The following is a 17,304-nucleotide window of genomic DNA, read 5'->3' as shown; positions in this document are numbered from 1 at the left end:
GAGAGGGCCCTGTGCAGTAATTCAGGAGGCTTTGCGTTTCCTCACCAGCTTCGGGTAGGGGCGTTCGCCCGGTCTGAGTGGCTGACGGCTGTTGATACGGTTGGACATGTTGCGCAACGCAGTGAGCTGCTTGGCTACATCGGTGTACTGTTCCTGCAGTTCGGCGATTCGGAATTCCAGGGTGGTACGGGAGCGGCCGATTTTCTGCAGGTTGGTGAGACGTTTCTCCATCATCTCCTTGTGATCGCGGATCTGCAGCACCAGGGGCTCGAGGGCGGAGCCGAGCCAGACATCGATCTCTTTGCTGGCGCGGGAGAAGATCTCTCCAGCACGGTAGACCAGTGCGCTGAAGAAGCGTTTGACCACAAAGCTCTGCTCCATCATCGTGGTGATCGGGCTGTTGCGGAATACCTCCACCTCCTGATGCAGCAGCTCGAGTTCGACGCGGAATTTGACGATGGAGAACATGCGCGGCTGCACCACCGCAAAGCCGTGTTCGTTCTGGAATTTGCGATAGATGCCGCGGATCAGCTTGCGGGTCTGATCGCTCTGCACCACCACTGAGTGCATGTTGCGGCGGATCTCCTCGAACAGCTGCTTCATCACCGACTTCATGCCGTGGGTGGTCCAGCTGGAGGACATCTCCTTGCGGCTGCGGGCGATGATTTCGTTGAGGGTATCCAGATCGAGGGCGGCACGCAGCTTCTCAATCTGCTCTTTCAGCTGCAGGCGGCTCTGCTGGAAGCTCTCCACATCGGCCATGTACTGGGACTGTTCCTGACGGGTCTTCTCCATCAGGTTATTGATGATGTCGTCGCTCTTGCCGCTCAGCTCTTCCAACTCCTCAAGCTGGCGCTTGGCGTTGTTCAGCTTGCTGGAGAGCACGCTGCGGCTGTTGTCGAGCATCTGCCCCACATCGGAGCCGATGGTGTCGAGGATGATCTGCTGTTTGATACCGAGTACGTCATCGGCTAAGTAGCTCTCAAGGTCGAGCAGTGAGCTGCGTTCCAGCAGTTCGGTATCGTTTTTGATCTTTGCCAGCAGCCCCTTCTGTGCTGAGACCGGGAATACCGCGCGCTCCTTCAGGCCAAGCAGTTTTGCCGCCTCAGCACGCTGCAGATGGATTGCCTCCTCTACCTCGTGTTGGTCGCGCAGATCGTCCCAAAGGGTGTCGATCTTGTTGAGTACCACCATCAGGCCGTGCTGGCGGCCACTCTGAAAGCCCTTGATGTGGTGCTGCCAGATCTCCATGTCGCTGCGGGTGACGCCAGTGTCGGCACCCAGTACGAATAGCACACCCTGGGCGGAGGGGAGCATGTTAAGGGTTAGCTCCGGCTCGGTGCCGAGTGCGTTGAGTCCGGGGGTGTCAAGGATCGTTAGTCCTTTATTGAGTAGCTCATGGGGGAAGCTGATCAGAGCGTGACGCCACTTGGGGATCTCAATGGTCTTGGGGGCGCGCTTCTGATGCGGGTGCAGGTCGGCGCTGTAGAGCCCCAGGTGCATTGCCTCTTCAGTGGTGACCTGTTTGGTCTGCATCACCTCTTTGAGAGCCGCCTCCATCTGTTCGGCGGAGCCTACCTCCAACGGATAGTGGACCCACTGCTTGGTGTCTTTGCGCAGCTGCGAGAGGGTAGTGTCCTGCAGTCGGGTCTCGATCGGCAACAGGCGTACATAGGGCTCGTTGCGCTCCGAATCATAGAAGATCTCGGTGGGGCACATGGTGGTGCGCCCGGCCTCGGAGGGCAGCAGGCGGCGGCCATAGTCGGCAAAGAAGATGGCGTTGATCAGCTCGGTCTTGCCGCGGGAGAATTCGGCGACGAAGGCGATGGTGAGACGGTCGTTTTTCAGGGTCTCCAGGGTGTTCTGGATGCGTGCCTGGACCTCCGGGGTCGACATGTTGTTCGCTTCAAGCCAAGGACCATACTCTTCGATGGTATGGATGATGTTGCTCTTCCACTGCTCGAAGGCCTGAAGTTGCTGCTGAAATCGCATCTTGTCCATCGTATTGCCTTTGCGCCCTGACTGAAAATCAGTCAATAAACCGTGTTTGTCTCATTATAAACAAGAAGATTATGAATCTCTTTCTCCTGAGGAGAAAAAGTTGTTCAACTTGTGGGACGCTTCACGGGGATGGGTAGGGTCTGGGGATTTTTGATCCTGACCCGCTTGCTGCGGGAGCTCTCGCCGGCGATTAGCAGAACCTGTTTTTTCGATACGCCAAAGGCCTTTGCCAACATCTTAAGCAGATGCGCATTTGCCTTGCCATCCACTGGCGGTGCGGTGATGCGTAGCTTGAATTCGTCCCCGTGGGGGCCGATAAACTCGTTTCGGCTCGCCTTGGGTTGAATCCGCAGTTGCAGTTCCAACTCATCACCCAGCCAGCGGTACCAGCTCATCAGAAGGGGCTGGCGGTGATCATGCGCAGTGGCGGCAGCAGCAACATCTTAAGCAGCACCAGGCCGATCATCACCAGCATCGGCGAGAGGTCGAGGCCGGAGATCGGTGGCAGCAGCTTGCGTGCCGGGCGCATCACCGGTTCGGTGAGACTGTAGAGCAGGGCGGAGGCCGGGTTGTAGCTGCCCGGACTGACCCAGCTGAGGATCACCTGGATCAGTATCGCGAACAGGAAGATATTGATGAAGAGTTCGATCAATTCCGGGATCGCCCACAGCAGCGGGCCGATGGGGTTGGTGCTGAGCCCGCTGAAGGCCACCACCAGCATCAATTCGGCATATTTCAGGGCCCACGCCAGCAGCAGTGAGGAGAGGTCGATGCCGCCCAGGCCGGGGATGAAACGACGCAGGATGCGCAACGGTGGAGCGGTGATTTTGACCAGAAACTGTGACACCGGGTTGTAGAAGTCGGCGCGCAGCAATTGCAGCAGAAAACGCAGCAGCAGTGCCAGGATGTAGAGGCCGAACAGGGTCTGGATCAGGAAGATCACTGGGCTTGTCAGGTAGTTGCTATCCATCATGTCTTGGCTAGGATCTTGGAGAGTTCTTCAGAACGGGTCTTGGCACCGAGTAGTGCATCTTTGAACAGGTCGCGCAGACCACCCTCTTCGAGGATGCCCAGTGCCTTCTCGGTGGTGCCGCCAGGGGAGGTGACTTTTTGCCGCAGGGTGGCGGGGGCGTCTCGGCTCTCGATTGCCATGCGGGCGGCCCCCAGAGCGGTCTGCAGGGTCAGCAGGCGGGCGCTCTCGGAGTCGAGTCCAAGCTCCACTGCCGCCGCCTCCATCGCCTCCATCACCAGGAAGAAGTAGGCTGGACCGCTGCCGGAGAGGGCGGTAACCGCATCTATCTGTGCCTCATCCTCGACCCAGCGGGTCAGCCCGACCGCACGCAGGATGCTCTCCGCCTGATTGCGCTGCGCGTCGTTGACGCCGGCGCTGGCATGCAGGCCAGTGGCGCCAGCCTGGATCATCGCCGGAGTGTTGGGCATGCTGCGCACCAGCGCGATGCCCTCGCCGATCCAGTCGAGCAGGGCCGCCTCACGCACCCCGGCGGCGATCGAGATAACCAGTGGCCGGCTGGCCTGCAGCGCCTCGGCCAGATCCCGTGCAACCGCCTCCAGCACCTGGGGCTTGACCGCCAGTACCACCACCTCAGCGGCCTCTACCGCGGATTGGTTGTCGGCAGCGGCATGGATCCGGTAGCGGGCGGCCAGTTGTGAGAGTTGTTCTTTGTCGGGGTCGCTGACAAAGATCCGGGTGGGGTCAAAACCGTCGGCGATCAGGCCGCCGATCAGGCTAGCGGCCATGTTGCCGCCGCCAATGAAGGTGATGCTGTTGGGTCTCATGCTGCGGTCTGTTAAACGTGCTGTATTGCTGTCCATTATATTCTCAATCACACCGCCGCTTGCGGCGGTGGTTTCGGCTTTGGTTGTTCGCGAGGTTCGCATATCTCGCGCTATCTATACAGTTTGTCTGGGTCCAAAAATGGCGGTGCCGATGCGCACGATGGTTGAGCCTTCGGCAATCGCCGCTTCCAGGTCGGCCGACATCCCGATGGAGAGGGTCTCCAGCGGTAGGTCGTTGCAGCGCAGCCGGTCACGCAGTTCTCTCAGCTGACGAAACGGCTTCCGCTGTGCCTCCAGGCTATCGGCTGGGGCCGGCAGGGTCATCAGTCCGGCTATCTGAATGCGTGGCAGTTCCATATAAGCCGGCAGTAGCTCGAGCAGTTCATCCGGGCTGTGCCCTCCCTTGCTGGCCTCTCCGCTGGTGTTGATCTGGATGCATGCCTTCAGCGGCGCAAGCCCCGGCGGGCGCTGCTGGTTGAGGCGACGGGCGTGCTTCAGACTGCCCAGACTGTGAACCCAATCAAACCACTCTGCGATGGGTTTTGTTTTATTACCCTGGATCCGGCCGATGAAATGCCATTCGAGGGGGAGATCCTGCAACTGCCTGTGCTTGTCCAGCGCTTCCTGCAGATAGCTCTCACCGAAGGCGCGCTGGCCGGCCGCCACTGCCTCTCTGATTTCGTCAGCGGTTCGTGTCTTGCTCACTGCCAATAGCCGGGTGCTGCCCGGTGGTCTATTGTACAGCTCTTCTGCTGCCTTGATGCGTCGATTTACCCTATCGAGGCGCTGTGCGATTTCGTTCATAGGGGGATTTTACAGAATTTAGGCGGTGCAACAGAGGAATAGTTCGTGATAGCGTTGGAAACATTCCAGTAGGTAGTGCCAGAACGGATGGAGAGAGGGCCTGGATTCCTGCCGGGTGATACGGACTTGCGGCGCTGCTGCGCAGCCGCTTTGAGGAGAGAGAATGGATATAGCTGAATTGCTGGCTTTCAGTGTCAAACATAGCGCGTCGGATCTGCATCTGTCAGCCGGATTGCCGCCAATGATCCGGGTCGACGGCGATATTCGCCGCATCAACGTCCCAGCGTTGGAACACAAGATGGTTCACGGGCTTGTCTACGACATTATGAACGACAAGCAGCGCAAGGACTTTGAAGAGTTTCTCGAGACCGATTTCTCGTTCGAGATTCCCGGTCTGGCGCGTTTTCGTGTCAACGCCTTCAACCAGGCGCGTGGCGCCTCCGCGGTGTTTCGTACCATCCCGTCGAAGGTGCTGACGTTGGAGGATCTGGGCTGTCCGGGGATCTTCAAGGATATCGTCGATGTACCGCGCGGCCTGGTGTTGGTGACCGGCCCCACTGGTTCAGGTAAGTCGACCACCCTGGCGGGCATGATCGACTACAAAAACGACAACGACTATGCGCATATCCTCACCATCGAGGATCCAATTGAGTTTGTCCACGCCAGCAAGAAGTGCCTGATTAACCAGCGCGAGGTGCACCGTGACACCCTCGGCTTCAGCGAGGCGCTGCGCTCGGCGCTGCGTGAAGATCCGGATATCATCCTGGTCGGTGAGCTGCGTGACCTGGAGACCATCCGCCTAGCGTTGACCGCTGCCGAGACCGGTCATCTGGTATTTGGCACCCTGCACACCAGTTCTGCCGCCAAGACTATTGACCGCGTGATCGATGTGTTTCCCGCCGGTGAGAAGGCGATGGTGCGCTCGATGCTGTCGGAGTCGCTGCGCGCAGTTATCGCCCAGACCCTGCTGAAGAAGATCGGTGGCGGCCGTACCGCCGCCTGGGAGATCATGGTCGGCACCTCGGCGATTCGTAACCTGATCCGCGAAGATAAGGTGGCGCAGATGTACTCGGCGATCCAGACTGGCCAGGCGGCTGGTATGCAGACCATGGACCAGGCCCTCAAGGAGCTGGTTGAGAAGGGCGTGATCAGTCGCCTCGATGCCAAGGCCAAGGCGCAGAACAAGGATCTGTTCTGAATTTGATAACGGGTGGGGAACCACTCTGCAGCAAAGGGATGTCGCTCAATCCAGCCGACATCGCCAACAGGAGGCTACGGTAGATAACCGGAGGGGAAAAGTGGATCTTAATATATTGTTGACCATGATGGTTCAGAAGAAGGCGTCGGACCTCTTCATCACCGCGGGTCGCGCGCCCTCGATCAAGGTGGATGGGCGCATTCTGCAAGTGAGCAAGGCACCACTGACGATGCAGCAGTCGCGCCAGTACGTGATGAGCGTCATGAGCGATGTCCAGCAGAAAGAGTTTGAGTCGACCCGGGAGTGCAACTTTGCGATCAACGCCAAGGGCATTGGTCGCTTCCGCGTCAGTGCCTTTGTGCAGCGGGATGCGGTGGGTATGGTGATGCGTCGCATCGAGACCCGCATCCCGACCATGGAAGAGCTCAGGCTGCCCACTGTGCTGCAGGATCTAGCTCTCTCCAAACGTGGTCTGGTGATCTTTGTCGGTGCCACTGGTACCGGTAAATCGACCTCACTGGCGGCGATGATCGGCTTTCGCAACCGCAAGACCTCGGGCCACATCATCAGCATCGAAGATCCGGTGGAATTTATCCACAGCCATGAGGGCTGCATCATCACCCAGCGTGAGGTCGGTATCGATACCGACTCCTACGATGTGGCGCTGAAGAACACCTTGCGCCAGGCGCCGGATGTGATCCTGATCGGTGAGATTCGTAGTCGCGAGACTATGCAGCATGCGTTGACCTTTGCTGAGACCGGCCATCTCTGTCTCAGTACCCTGCACGCCAATAACGCCAATCAGGCTCTCGACCGGATCATCCACTTCTTTCCTGAAGATCAGCGTGAGCAGGTCTTCATGGACCTCTCACTCAACTTGCGCGCTGTTGTTGCGCAGCAGTTGATTCGGCGTGCCGATGGTAAGGGACGGCGTGCCTGTATAGAGGTGTTGCTCAACTCCCCCTATGCCTCGGAGCTGATCCGTAAGGGCGAGATTCCCAAGCTGAAAGAGCTAATGAAGCGTTCCACCGAGCAGGGCATGATGACCTTCGATCAGAATCTGGTTGCTCTCTATCAGCAGGGTGAGATCACGCATGAAGATGCGCTGGCTTACGCTGATTCGGAGAACGATGTGCGTCTGGCAATCAGAATGGCGCAGACCCGCACCAGTGATCCAATTCTTGGCGGCGACTTGGATGACGCCATGGCCCTGAGCGAGCATCACTAGGCGGGAGGAAGTCGCTTTACTCCGCTAGAAAGGCTTCAGTCAAGACATACTGGCGCTGCGCCTCATTGTCCAGTTCGCCCTGGTCGTTGAGGATCATCTCGCAGTTTTTCGCCATGCGCGCCTGCATCGCCGCCTTCCATGCCAGACTGTGTTTGTCGCCGAGTTGCTTCTCCGGCAGCAGCGCGGCAAGCGCTGCGGCAGCGACGAAGTGCTCAGCCTGGCTGGCCCAGTCCGCATCCCGGCCGCAGGCGGTGAAGGTCTGCACTGAGTAGGCCTTCACCGCCCGGTAGGCCTCCTCCATCTCTTCGGGGGAACATTCCGGCGTAGCGGCGGCCTCAACCGCACGTTTGACCCTGCCGTCCTTCGAAAGGTGGAGTAGATTGCCGACAAAGCGGGCGGCGAGTATCCGTTGTGATGCCACCGGCAGTGCGTCCAGGGCTCGTTTCAGGGCCTCGTCGTTGTTGATTTTCGCCATGCTGCTCTCCTCGGTTGACGTGATCAACATCTTCATAATAGGCGTCACCAGTCGACCCGATGCTGATTCAAATCAATCCTTGCGTCTCTCTGCCATCTGTTTGGGTCAGCCACTACTGAGCAGCGCGACGATCCGCTCATGACCTTCTGTGCGGGCCCAGCTGAGCGCCGTACGCCCCTGGAAATCCTTGAGATCCTCTCTGGCAGCGTGCTGCAGCAGCAGCTCGACTGTCGCCTCGTGACCCCGCTTGGCGGCCCAGATCAGTGCGCTCCAGCCGCTGGTTTGCTCCTGACGGTCGATCCAGGCGCCGGCCTCGAGCAGCAGTGCGACTACCTCGGTGTGGTTGTTCGAGGCGGCCAGCAGCAGCGCCGAATAGCCTCCCTTGTCGGTGAGGTCGGCCGCCGCGCCGCTCTGTAGCAGTCGGCGCACCGCCTCGGTGTGGCCATTGAGTGCCGCCTTCATCAACGGGGTCCAGCGGCAGGCGTCACGGATGTCCAGGCTGGATGATTGCGCCAGCAGCGCGTCGAGCGTGCCGAGATCGCCTTGCTCAGCGGCTAGCAGCAGTGGTGCAGGCTCATCGGTATCGCTGTGTTGCAGCGGTTCGTCGTTGCAGGCGCTGATCAGGAGTGAGAGCAGGATTGGCAGAACAGGGCTTGGACGCATGTCGGGACTCGCGATTGGCTGCGGAGCCAAGATTGTCGCGGCACTGCCCGATGCGCCGCAATGCGGATTCGCAACCCCAGAACGCGGTCGGTCAATCGTCCTCGTTTTTGCTCGGAGAGATAAAAGGCGTGGGGAAGGGAGTGATGTTGGTGGTGTTGTCGAGCTCGGTGATCTTGCCCGGCCCCTCCTTCTCCACCTCGTCGATGCGGATCACCGCATGGATCGGTACCAGGGTGCGGCTGACGCCTGCGAACTCCTCCTGCAGGCGCTCTGTCGACGGATCGATCAGCAGCGAGTTGCCGCGTTCGAAGATCAGGTCTTCCAGCTCAACAAATCCATACAGCTCGCCCTGGTGTATGCTGCGCGCATAGATCTCGTAGAGCTTGCCCTGATTGAGGAAGATGACTTTGAATATACGCATGTCCGGTTCGTCTATTGCAACTACCAAGCAGACTCTTATTATCCGGTTGGACTCTTCCACTAATCAAGCTGCAGGCCGGGAACTGGATCCAGCGGAATGATCCTCAGCTATCACAGCAACCGCATGGAGCGGTTGCTCGACCATCTCCTTGAGCAGCTCTCCACGCCGCTCGGCAGCCCTCTCGGCCGTGAGACCATCGTGGTGCAGAATCCCGGCATGGCGCGCTGGCTGTCACAGCAGCTCGCACTGCGCAGCGGCGTGGCAGCCAATCTTGAGTTCCCGCTGCCAGTCAGCTTTACCTGGAACATCTATCAGGCCTGGCTCGGCGAGATGCCGGCCGAGAGCGGTTTTGACCGCGAAAGCCTGCACTGGTGCATCATGGGGCTGCTGCCGGGGCTGCTGGAACAGCCTGCGTTTGCGGCGTTGCAGCGCTACTTGGAAGGTGACAGTGGTGAGCTGCGGCGCTATCAGTTGAGTGGACGCATCGCCGACCTGTTCGACCAGTACCTTGTCTACCGCCCGCAGATGGTGCTCGCCTGGGAAAACAGTGCGATAGAAACAGGCACGCAGGATGAACCCTGGCAGGCGGCATTGTGGCGCGCCATCGTCGCGCAGACCCAGGGAGAGCATCGCGCGGCACTCTTTGATCGCTTCCAGAGGATGGTGGCGCGGGGGGATGCGCCGCGCGGCCCACTGCCTGAACGGGTCAGCCTGTTTGGCCTCAGCACCTTGGCGCCACTGCATCTGCATGCCCTGCAGGCGCTCTCGCAGCAGACCGAGGTGCATCTCTACCTGTTCAACCCCTGCCGTGAATACTGGGCCGATATCACCGATGAAAAGGGTTTGGCACGGCGGCGTGCGCGTTGGCGGCAGTCGGGCAAGACTGATATTAGCGCCTTGCTGGATGTGGGCAATCCCTTGCTCGCCTCGATGGGGCAGGTGGGGCAGGGTTTTATCGACCAGCTGCTGGAGCTGGAGGTGATCGAGACGGAGCTGTTCGAGATGCCCGCTGAAACGAGTCTGCTGGGCCGGTTGCAGCAGGACATCCTGGAGTTGGCGGACCGGCGTAGCGCCGACCTGGTCGAGCGTACCCCGCTTGAACAGATGGATGAATCGATCCAGCTGCACGCCTGTCACAGCCCGTTGCGTGAGGTGCAGGTACTACACGATCGGCTGCGCCAGATGTTCGACCGGCTGAGCGGGCTGGAGCCGCGTCAGGTGGTGGTGATGGCGCCGAATATCGCTACTTACGCCCCCTATGTGCAGGCGGTGTTTGGCGCGGCGGAGGGGGCGCGGCATATCCCCTGGTCGGTGGCCGACCTGAGTGCCGAGGAGAGCTCGCCGCTGCTGCAAACGCTGTCGAGCCTGCTGGATCTGAGCAGCTTCCGCTTTGCCGCTTCGCAGGTGGTCTCGCTGCTGGAGGTGCCGGCGTTGGCGCGCCGCTTTGCGATCGATGACGAGGGGGTGGAGCGGATTCGCCGTTGGGTTCGGGAGAGCGGTATTCGTTGGGGTGCCGACGCGCAGATGCGGGGTGAGCTGGGACTGCCGGCGGAGTCTGCCAACAGCTGGGATGCGGGGCTGGAACGGCTGTTCCATGGCTATGCCCTACCGCCCGATGCGGGCTTGGCGCAGGGGGTGCTCCCCTATCCCGACATCGAGGGCAGCGATGCGTTGGATCTTGGCCGGCTGGCGGCGCTGCTGGAGCGACTGCGGCAGTGGCAGGCGCGTCTCTCCCAACCCTGTGATGCGCCGGCCTGGGCGCTGCGCATCAACGCCCTGTTGGCCGACTTCTTTCTGCCCGACAGTGAGGAGGAGGCGCTGCTGCAGGGGGTGCGCCATGCCATGGATAGCCTGACTGAGCGTTGTCTGGCGAGCGGTTTTGATGAGGCGATCCCGATCGGTGTGTTGCGCTGTGAACTGGAGCAGGCGCTGGCGGAGTCGCTGCCGGGGCGGCGTTTCCTGGTTGGCGGCGTGATCTTCTGCAACATGGTGCCGATGCGCAGCATCCCGTTTCGCGTGGTCTGTCTGCTGGGCATGAACGACAGCGACTACCCGCGTCGCGAGGTGGCCCCAGGTTTTGATCTGATGGCGGCTGCACCCCGGCCCGGCGACCGCTCGCGCCGTCTGGATGACCGCTATCTGTTCCTCGAGGCGCTGCTCTCCGCCCGTGACTGCCTCTATCTGAGCTATGTGGGGCGCAGTGTGCGCGACAACAGCGCCAGCCCCCCCTCGGTGGTGGTGAGCGAACTGATGGACTACCTTGAACAGTCGTTCCGTCTTGAGACGGATGCTGAGCTGCTTTCCCAGCTGCTGATCGAACACCCGTTGCAGCCCTTCAATCGTGGTTATTTCGATGCCAGTGACAGCCGCCTGTTTAGCTACGATGCTGGCTGGCTGGCGGCTGCCGATAGCCGGGCGCAGGCGGTGGAGAAGCCGTTTATCGATACGCAACTGCCCGAGCCGGAGACGGCGGCACGGCAGCTGGAGCTGCAGGACCTGGTCCGGTTTCTGATCAACCCGTCGGCCTGGTTTCTGCAGCATCGCCTCGGCGTGGCGCTGGCGGAGGAGGAGGCGATCCTGGAGGATACAGAACCCTTCGACCTCAACGGGCTGCCTGCCTATCTGCTGCGTGCGGAGATGTTGCAGCAGGCACTGCAGGGAGAAGAGCCCGGTGAGCTGCTGCCGCTGGCGGCGGCCCGCGGCGAGTTGCCCCATGGGGAGGCGGGAACGGCAGTGTTTAGCCGCCTGAGCGAGGAGATCCGGCAGATCGCAGAGCGGGTCAGGCGGCGAGCTGAGGAGGTGCTGGAGCCGCAGGAAGTGGATCTGCAGCTCGACGGCTTCCATCTGACCGGCTGGTTGGAGGGGGTGACGCCTGCCGGTCTGCTCAGCTACCGGCCCGGCAAACTCAAGGCAAAGGACCGCTTGCGTCTCTGGGTCAACCATTTGGCCCTTTGTGCGCTGCGTCAGCAGACGGCAGCAGAGGCGCCGCTCAGCTTGCATGTGGCGGAGGATCAGACGCTGATCCTGCACTCGGTCGAGGCGCCGGGCCAGTTGCTCGCCGATCTGCTGCAGGCGTGGTGGCAGGGGCAGTGCGCGCCTCTGCCCTTCTTTGCCGCCGCCTCTCTCAGCTTCGCGGAGAGTGGGGATCTACAGAGAGCGATCAAGGTCTGGGAGAAAGATCACGACAGTGGCGCCCCCAATTGGGCCGTTTCCACCGCCTTTCGTGGTATGCAGCCGCTGGCAGAGGAGGCGTTCAGTGGTTTGGCGACGCGTCTGGGTGGGCCGCTGCTGGCGGCCAGCGAGAGTATCAAGGCAGCCAGGGATCGATAAGATGCAACCACTCAATCCCCTCTCCTGCCCCCTCACAGGGCGTCTGCTGATCGAAGCCAGTGCCGGTACCGGCAAGACCTATACCATCGCCATCCTGTTCCTGCGGCTGCTGCTGCAGGCGCGCCTCGAAGTGGAGCAGATCCTGGTGGTGACCTTTACCGAGGCGGCCACCGCAGAGCTGCGCATGCGCATCCGGGCGCGGCTTCGCGAGGCGCTGCAGCAGCTGCGCGGTCTGGCGCAGCAGCCCCCCGATCCCCTGCTGCGGGAGCTGCTCGATGGCATCGATGGGCGTCAGGAGGCGCAGCAACGGCTCGAGGATGCCCTGGTGCGCATGGACGAGGCGTCGGTCTTCACCATCCACGGCTTCTGTGGTCGGGTGCTGCAGGAGAACGCCTTCGAGAGCGGTATGCCGTTTGAGGTGGAGCTGATCAGCGATGAGCGGGCGCTGCGCCATGAGATCATCTGTGATTTCTGGCGCAGTCGCCTGGCAGTGCTGGATCTGCCGCAAACTGTCTGGCTGCGTGAGCAATGGAAAACCCCCGAGGCCTTGCTCAGTGCGCTGCAGGGGACACTGCCCCACACCGGCCTGAGCCTGATCCCGGCGCTGGGGCTGGCGGATGCCAAGCTGGCCTGGCGTGAGGTTGAGGTCCGCTACCAGGAGCTGTGCACGGTATGGGCCGCGCAGGGGGCAGAAATAAGCGAACTGCTCACCACCAGCAAGGCGCTCAATCGGCGCTCTTACAACAAATCGGTGGTGACGAAGGCCTTGGCGGCGATGGGAGAGCTGATCGAGGCGGGGAGTTGTCCGTCCTGCTTGGCGGAGAAGCAGCTGGAGCGATTCACCCCAAGCATGCTCGAAGAGAAGACTAAAGCGGGCGAGACGCCACCCGCGCATCCGCTCTTTGATCTTGTCGCCGGCTTTATCGCGGCGCACAGCTCCGCCTTGGGGATGCGCCGTGCCGCCTGGCTGCGCGAGGCCCATGCCTATCTGCTGAGTGAACTGGCGCGCCGCAAGGAGGAGCGTCGTCAGCTCTATTTCGACGACCTGCTGCGGCGCATGCAGCAGGCGTTGCAGGGCGAGTCGGGAGGGCGCTTCGCCGCGGCGGTGCGCCGGCGCTTCCCGGTGGCGATGATCGATGAGTTCCAGGACACCGATCCGCTGCAGTATCAGATCTTTTCCGGCATCTACCCAGGCGAGGCGGACAACGCCCTGTTCATGATCGGCGATCCGAAGCAGGCGATCTACAGCTTCCGTGGCGCCGATATCTTCACCTATATGCAGGCCCGGCGCGAAACTGCATCAGCCGGGACGCAATACACTTTGGATACCAACTGGCGATCCGCCAGCGCACTGGTGAGCTGTGTCAATGCCTTGTTTGGTCACAAACGGCTGGAGTCTCCTTTCATCTACGAGCCGGATATTCAGTTCCAGCCGGTCAACGCTAGCACGACTGCCGACCAGGCGCCGCTGCGCCTCGCGGGCGAGGCGGTGCCGCCACTACAGTTCTGGCTGATGTCAGGGGAGGCGGAGCGGCCGCTTGATCTGGGGCCGGCGCGGGAGCGGGCCGCGGCCGCCAGTGCCGGGCGCATTGCTGAATTGCTCAACCAGGCGCAGCAGGGCGTAGCGCTGATCGGAGAACGACCACTGCGGGCCCGGGATATTGCGGTGCTGGTGCGCACCCATGCCGAAGGCCTGCAGATGCAACAGGCGCTGAGTGCCTGTGGGGTGAGCAGCGTAGCGATCGGGCGGGAGAGCGTCTTCGCCTCGCAGGAGGCGGCGGAACTGGCACTGCTGCTGAACGCCATTGCCGCGCCGGAGGATGAGGCTCAGCTGCGCGCGGCCCTGGTGACTTCATTATTTGGTTGCAGCCTGAGCGATCTGGCTGCGTTGGCGGTGGACGAACTGGCCTGGGGGGAGCTGCTGCAGCGTTTTCGCCGCTACCGGCAGGCCTGGGTGCAGCAGGGGTTTATGGTTGGCTTTCAGGCACTGCTGCATCGCGAAGCGATCCCGCAACAGCTGCTGTCGCAGCCGGGCGGTGAACGGCGCATCACCAACCTACTGCAGCTGGCCGAGCTGCTGCAACTGGCCTCCCGCGAGCGGCCCGGCATCGACGGCGTGTTGCGCTGGTTTGCCGAACAGCGTGCCGATACCTCACCGTCGGATGAGAGTGAGCTGCGGCTGGAGAGTGATGCGGCGCTGGTGCAGATCGTCACCATCCACAAGAGTAAGGGGCTGGAGTATCCGGTGGTGTTCCTGCCCTTTCCCTGGGGTATCGGAAAAAAGAGCGATCTGCTGTTGTTCCACAATCCAGCGTCGGGCCGACTCTGTCTTGATTTGGGCAGCGATGATGCGGCGGCTCATCTGGCCTTGGCGGAGCGGGAGCGTCTGGCCGAACGGTTGCGGCTCTTCTATGTGGCGCTGACCCGCGCCAAACACCTCTGCGTGATGAGCTGGGGGCGGATCAAAGGTGCCGAGCAGTCGGCCCCCGCCTGGCTGCTGCACCAGACGAGTGATGGCGGTGAGCCGCGGGTCGCGATGCCGGAGACGCTGCAGGGGATCGCCGCAGATATCCAACGCCTGGCGGAGGAGACGGGCGCGGAGTTGCTGATCGAGGCGCTGCCGAATGAGGCGACAGCTAGCTACCGGTCGTCCGGGAAGGAGTGTGTCGGGCTGCGGGTCGCCGAACTCGCGGGGCTGGTGCCACATCGCTGGCGCCTGGCCAGCTTCTCCTCGCTGGTCGCCGGGGTGGAGAGTGAGTGGCCCGATCACGATGCCGCAGATGGCGGCATCGACACAGCCCGGCAAACGGCGCCGTTGGAGGATATCTTCCGTTTTCCCCGCGGCCCGCGGGCTGGCACCTTCATCCACAGCCTGCTCGAACACTGTGACTTCGGTGCCATCGACCAGGAGGGGCTGCAGGCTTTTGTGCAGCGGCAGCTGCAGAGCCACGGTTTTGAAAGCCACTGGGGCGAGGCCCTGAGCGGTATGTTGCGCGACCTGCTCACCACCGAGTTGGATCAGAACGGCTTGCAGCTGTGCCAAATTAGTCGTGCTGATCGCCTGGATGAGATGGAATTTTTCTATCCGCTGGCGAGCTTGAGCCAGCCGGGTTTGCAGGAAGTGCTGGCCAAGTTTGCCGACTATCGCAGCAGCGGCGAGGGTTTGAGCTTCGACTCGACCGAAGGGCTGATGCGCGGCTTTATCGACCTGGTTTTTCAGCATCAGGGGCGCTTCTATCTGGCCGACTACAAATCGAATCATCTGGGCAACCGCCCCGAGGAGTACCACTGTGAGGCGCTGGAGCAGGCGATGCAGGCACACCGCTACCGGCTGCAGTATCTGATCTACACTCTGGCGCTGCACCGCTATCTGCGGCAGCGTTTGCCTGACTACGACTACCAGCGTCACTTCGGTGGGGTCTACTACCTGTTTGTGCGCGGCATCCGCCCCGGCAGCCGCCACGGCATATTTTACGACCGCCCGCCCTTGGCGCTGATCGAGGCGTTGGACCGTCTCTGTGCGGAGGGGCAGGCATGAGTGGCACAGGCATGCGTGAGGCGCTGGCGGCAGGCAGCCTGCGCGAGCTGGATCTCTACTTTGCCGAGCGCCTCACGGCGAATCTGCAACAGGGGCGGGAGCTGGTGGCGATCGCCGCCGCGCTGGTCAGTCATGCGGTGGGGGAGGGTGATGTCTGTGTTGATCTGGCCAAGCATGCGGAACAGCGCCTGTTCGTGACCGAAGGCTTTTCCGGAGTGGCGGCACCGCCCCTGGCGGACTGGCTGCAGCAACTGGCCGACAGCCCGCTGGTGGGTGGACCGGGGCAGTCGCAGGCGCTGATCCTGGATGAGCAGCGCCTCTACCTGGGGCGCTACTGGCGGTTTGAAGCGGATCTGGCCGACCGGCTGCGGCAGCTGGCGACAGTGCCGCTTGAGGCTGTGGATCGGGTGTTGCTGCGTGGCGGGCTGCAGCGCCTTTTTCCCGACTGCGATGATGAGATCGACTGGCAGCGGGTGGCGGCGGCGATGGCGTTGCTGCGGCGGCTGTTGGTGATCTCCGGTGGGCCGGGTACTGGCAAGACCCACACCGTTGCCGCGATCCTCGCGCTGCTGATCGAGCAGGCTCAGGCGCAGGGACAAAGGCCACTGCGGATCGCTCTGGCGGCCCCCACTGGCAAGGCTGCGGCGCGCCTCACCGAGTCGATCCGCAAGCTGCGTGCCGGGCTGAATCTGAGCGAGGCGGTGCGCGAGGCGATCCCCGCTGAGGCGCTGACTCTGCACCGCTTGATCGGAGTGCGACCGGGGCGGGCGCAGCCCCGCTACACTGCGGAGAATCCGCTGCACCTGGATCTGCTGGTGGTGGATGAGGCCTCGATGATTGATCTGCCGCTGATGAACCGGGTGGTGGCCGCGCTGCCAGGCCAGGCGCGGCTAATCCTGCTGGGCGATAAGGATCAGCTTGCCTCAGTGGAGGCGGGTAGTGTGTTTGCCGATCTCTGCGGCCGCGGCGGCGAGCTGTTGTTGTCTGAGGCAATGCGTGAGGCGTTGGCACAGGTCGGTGTCGGTCAGCTGCCCGGTGCCGGCAGCACTGAGCCGATGGCCGACAGCATCGCCCTGTTGCGCAAGAGCTACCGCTTCGATCGGCAGAGTGGCATCGGTGAGTTGGCCGGTGCCATCAATGGCGGCGACACTGCGCGGCTGCGGGCAGTGTTGGCATCCGCCTCGGCAGAGCTGCGCTGGCGTGAGCTGGCGGAGTCTGAGCGCAACCGGCCGTTGGCCGAGTTTGCGCTGCAGGCGTTTGCGCCGGTGATGCAGGCGGCGGGGCCTGAAGCCGCCCTCGATGCACTGGATCGGGTGCGCATCTTGTGTGCGCTGCGTCAGGGCGCGGCTGGGGTGGAGCAGGTCAACCGTCAGGTGGCGCAGGCGCTGCAGGTGGCCGGGCTGATCCGCAGGGAGGAGGAGCACTATGCGGGACGGCCGATAATGATTAGCCGAAACGACTACCATCTGGGGCTGTTCAATGGTGATGTCGGTCTGCTCTGGCCCGATGCCGCCGCAGGCGGGGTGCTGCGCGCCTGGTTTCGCCTGCCGGACAACAGTCTGCGGCGGGTGTTGCCGGCGCGCCTGCCGCCCCATGAAACCGCCTTCGCGCTGACGGTGCATAAGTCCCAGGGCTCGGAGTTTGCGCGGGTGCTGCTGCTGCTGCCCGACAGCGACAGCCTGGTGTTGAGCCGCGAGCTGCTTTACACCGGGGTGACCCGGGCCTCCGGGACGGTGGAGCTGTGGGGGCGCTGGGAGATCCTGGCGGCAGCGGTGGGGCGCAGACTCAGCCGCGCCTCCGGCTTGTCGGAGCGGCTGCGGTTGCCGGGATGAGGCCTTTGGCCAGCCAG

At 62.3% G+C, this 17,304-nt stretch carries 13 protein-coding genes; 5 read left to right on the top strand and 8 right to left on the bottom strand.

Annotated elements, in window-relative coordinates; all coding sequences use genetic code 11:
* Nucleotides 1-21: 21 nt before the first annotated feature.
* The 5 genes from L0Y14_RS14025 to L0Y14_RS14005 all read right to left on the bottom strand — a co-directional run bounded on the left by L0Y14_RS14025 (nucleotide 22) and on the right by L0Y14_RS14005 (nucleotide 4,602).
* Nucleotides 22-2,001, bottom strand: coding sequence for a dynamin family protein (locus tag L0Y14_RS14025; protein ID WP_006474738.1), 1,980 nt, complete (start codon nucleotides 1,999-2,001; stop codon nucleotides 22-24).
* A 104-nt stretch (nucleotides 2,002-2,105) separates the two neighbouring features.
* Entirely contained in the window at nucleotides 2,106-2,396 is a 291-nt protein-coding gene (locus L0Y14_RS14020) for a DUF167 family protein (RefSeq protein ID WP_005959896.1), read from the bottom strand.
* Nucleotides 2,396-2,971, bottom strand: a complete 576-nt coding sequence (locus L0Y14_RS14015) for a YggT family protein (protein ID WP_240991652.1) — start codon at nucleotides 2,969-2,971, stop codon at nucleotides 2,396-2,398. Before L0Y14_RS14015 ends, L0Y14_RS14020 begins: the two co-directional genes overlap by 1 nt.
* Entirely contained in the window at nucleotides 2,971-3,798 is an 828-nt protein-coding gene (proC, locus tag L0Y14_RS14010; RefSeq protein WP_039959707.1) for a pyrroline-5-carboxylate reductase, read from the bottom strand. The genes L0Y14_RS14015 and proC overlap by 1 nt, the downstream gene beginning before the upstream one ends.
* A gap of 114 nt (nucleotides 3,799-3,912) precedes the next feature.
* Complete coding sequence (locus tag L0Y14_RS14005; protein ID WP_005959899.1) at nucleotides 3,913-4,602, bottom strand: YggS family pyridoxal phosphate-dependent enzyme; 690 nt, start codon at nucleotides 4,600-4,602, stop codon at nucleotides 3,913-3,915.
* 163 nt (nucleotides 4,603-4,765) lie between these two features.
* On the opposite strand from L0Y14_RS14005, the gene L0Y14_RS14000 reads away from it, so the two are divergent.
* Nucleotides 4,766-5,800 (top strand): type IV pilus twitching motility protein PilT, encoded by a 1,035-nt coding sequence (locus L0Y14_RS14000; RefSeq protein WP_005959900.1) that lies wholly within the window; start codon nucleotides 4,766-4,768, stop codon nucleotides 5,798-5,800.
* Nucleotides 5,801-5,900: 100 nt separating this feature from the next.
* Nucleotides 5,901-7,028, top strand: a complete 1,128-nt coding sequence (locus tag L0Y14_RS13995) for a PilT/PilU family type 4a pilus ATPase (RefSeq protein ID WP_006474740.1) — start codon at nucleotides 5,901-5,903, stop codon at nucleotides 7,026-7,028.
* Nucleotides 7,029-7,044: 16 nt separating this feature from the next.
* On the opposite strand, the gene L0Y14_RS13990 is transcribed toward L0Y14_RS13995, so the two are convergent.
* The 3 genes from L0Y14_RS13990 to L0Y14_RS13980 all read right to left on the bottom strand — a co-directional run bounded on the left by L0Y14_RS13990 (nucleotide 7,045) and on the right by L0Y14_RS13980 (nucleotide 8,587).
* Nucleotides 7,045-7,503 (bottom strand): hypothetical protein, encoded by a 459-nt coding sequence (locus L0Y14_RS13990; RefSeq protein WP_006474741.1) that lies wholly within the window; start codon nucleotides 7,501-7,503, stop codon nucleotides 7,045-7,047.
* 105 nt (nucleotides 7,504-7,608) lie between these two features.
* Complete coding sequence (locus tag L0Y14_RS13985) at nucleotides 7,609-8,166, bottom strand: ankyrin repeat domain-containing protein (protein ID WP_006474742.1); 558 nt, start codon at nucleotides 8,164-8,166, stop codon at nucleotides 7,609-7,611.
* A 91-nt stretch (nucleotides 8,167-8,257) separates the two neighbouring features.
* Entirely contained in the window at nucleotides 8,258-8,587 is a 330-nt protein-coding gene (locus L0Y14_RS13980; RefSeq protein WP_006474743.1) for a DUF1820 family protein, read from the bottom strand.
* 96 nt (nucleotides 8,588-8,683) lie between these two features.
* Here L0Y14_RS13980 and recC point away from each other — a divergent pair, with 96 nt between their 5' ends.
* Genes recC through recD form a run of 3 tightly spaced genes read left to right on the top strand, consistent with a single transcriptional unit; the run spans nucleotide 8,684 to nucleotide 17,287 of the window.
* Nucleotides 8,684-11,917 (top strand): exodeoxyribonuclease V subunit gamma, encoded by a 3,234-nt coding sequence (gene recC / locus L0Y14_RS13975; protein ID WP_251859218.1) that lies wholly within the window; start codon nucleotides 8,684-8,686, stop codon nucleotides 11,915-11,917.
* A gap of 1 nt (nucleotide 11,918) precedes the next feature.
* Nucleotides 11,919-15,455 (top strand): exodeoxyribonuclease V subunit beta, encoded by a 3,537-nt coding sequence (recB, locus tag L0Y14_RS13970; protein WP_006474746.1) that lies wholly within the window; start codon nucleotides 11,919-11,921, stop codon nucleotides 15,453-15,455.
* Nucleotides 15,452-17,287, top strand: a complete 1,836-nt coding sequence (recD, locus tag L0Y14_RS13965) for an exodeoxyribonuclease V subunit alpha (protein WP_251859217.1) — start codon at nucleotides 15,452-15,454, stop codon at nucleotides 17,285-17,287. The genes recB and recD overlap by 4 nt, the downstream gene beginning before the upstream one ends.
* Nucleotides 17,288-17,304: the final 17 nt, after the last annotated feature.

The sequence above is a fragment of the Candidatus Endoriftia persephonae genome, assembly GCF_023733635.1.
GTDB classification, from domain to species: Bacteria; Pseudomonadota; Gammaproteobacteria; order Chromatiales; family Chromatiaceae; genus Endoriftia; species Endoriftia persephonae.
Note: the sequence above shows the minus strand (reverse complement) of the source record. Positions and strands in the feature narration are given on the sequence as shown.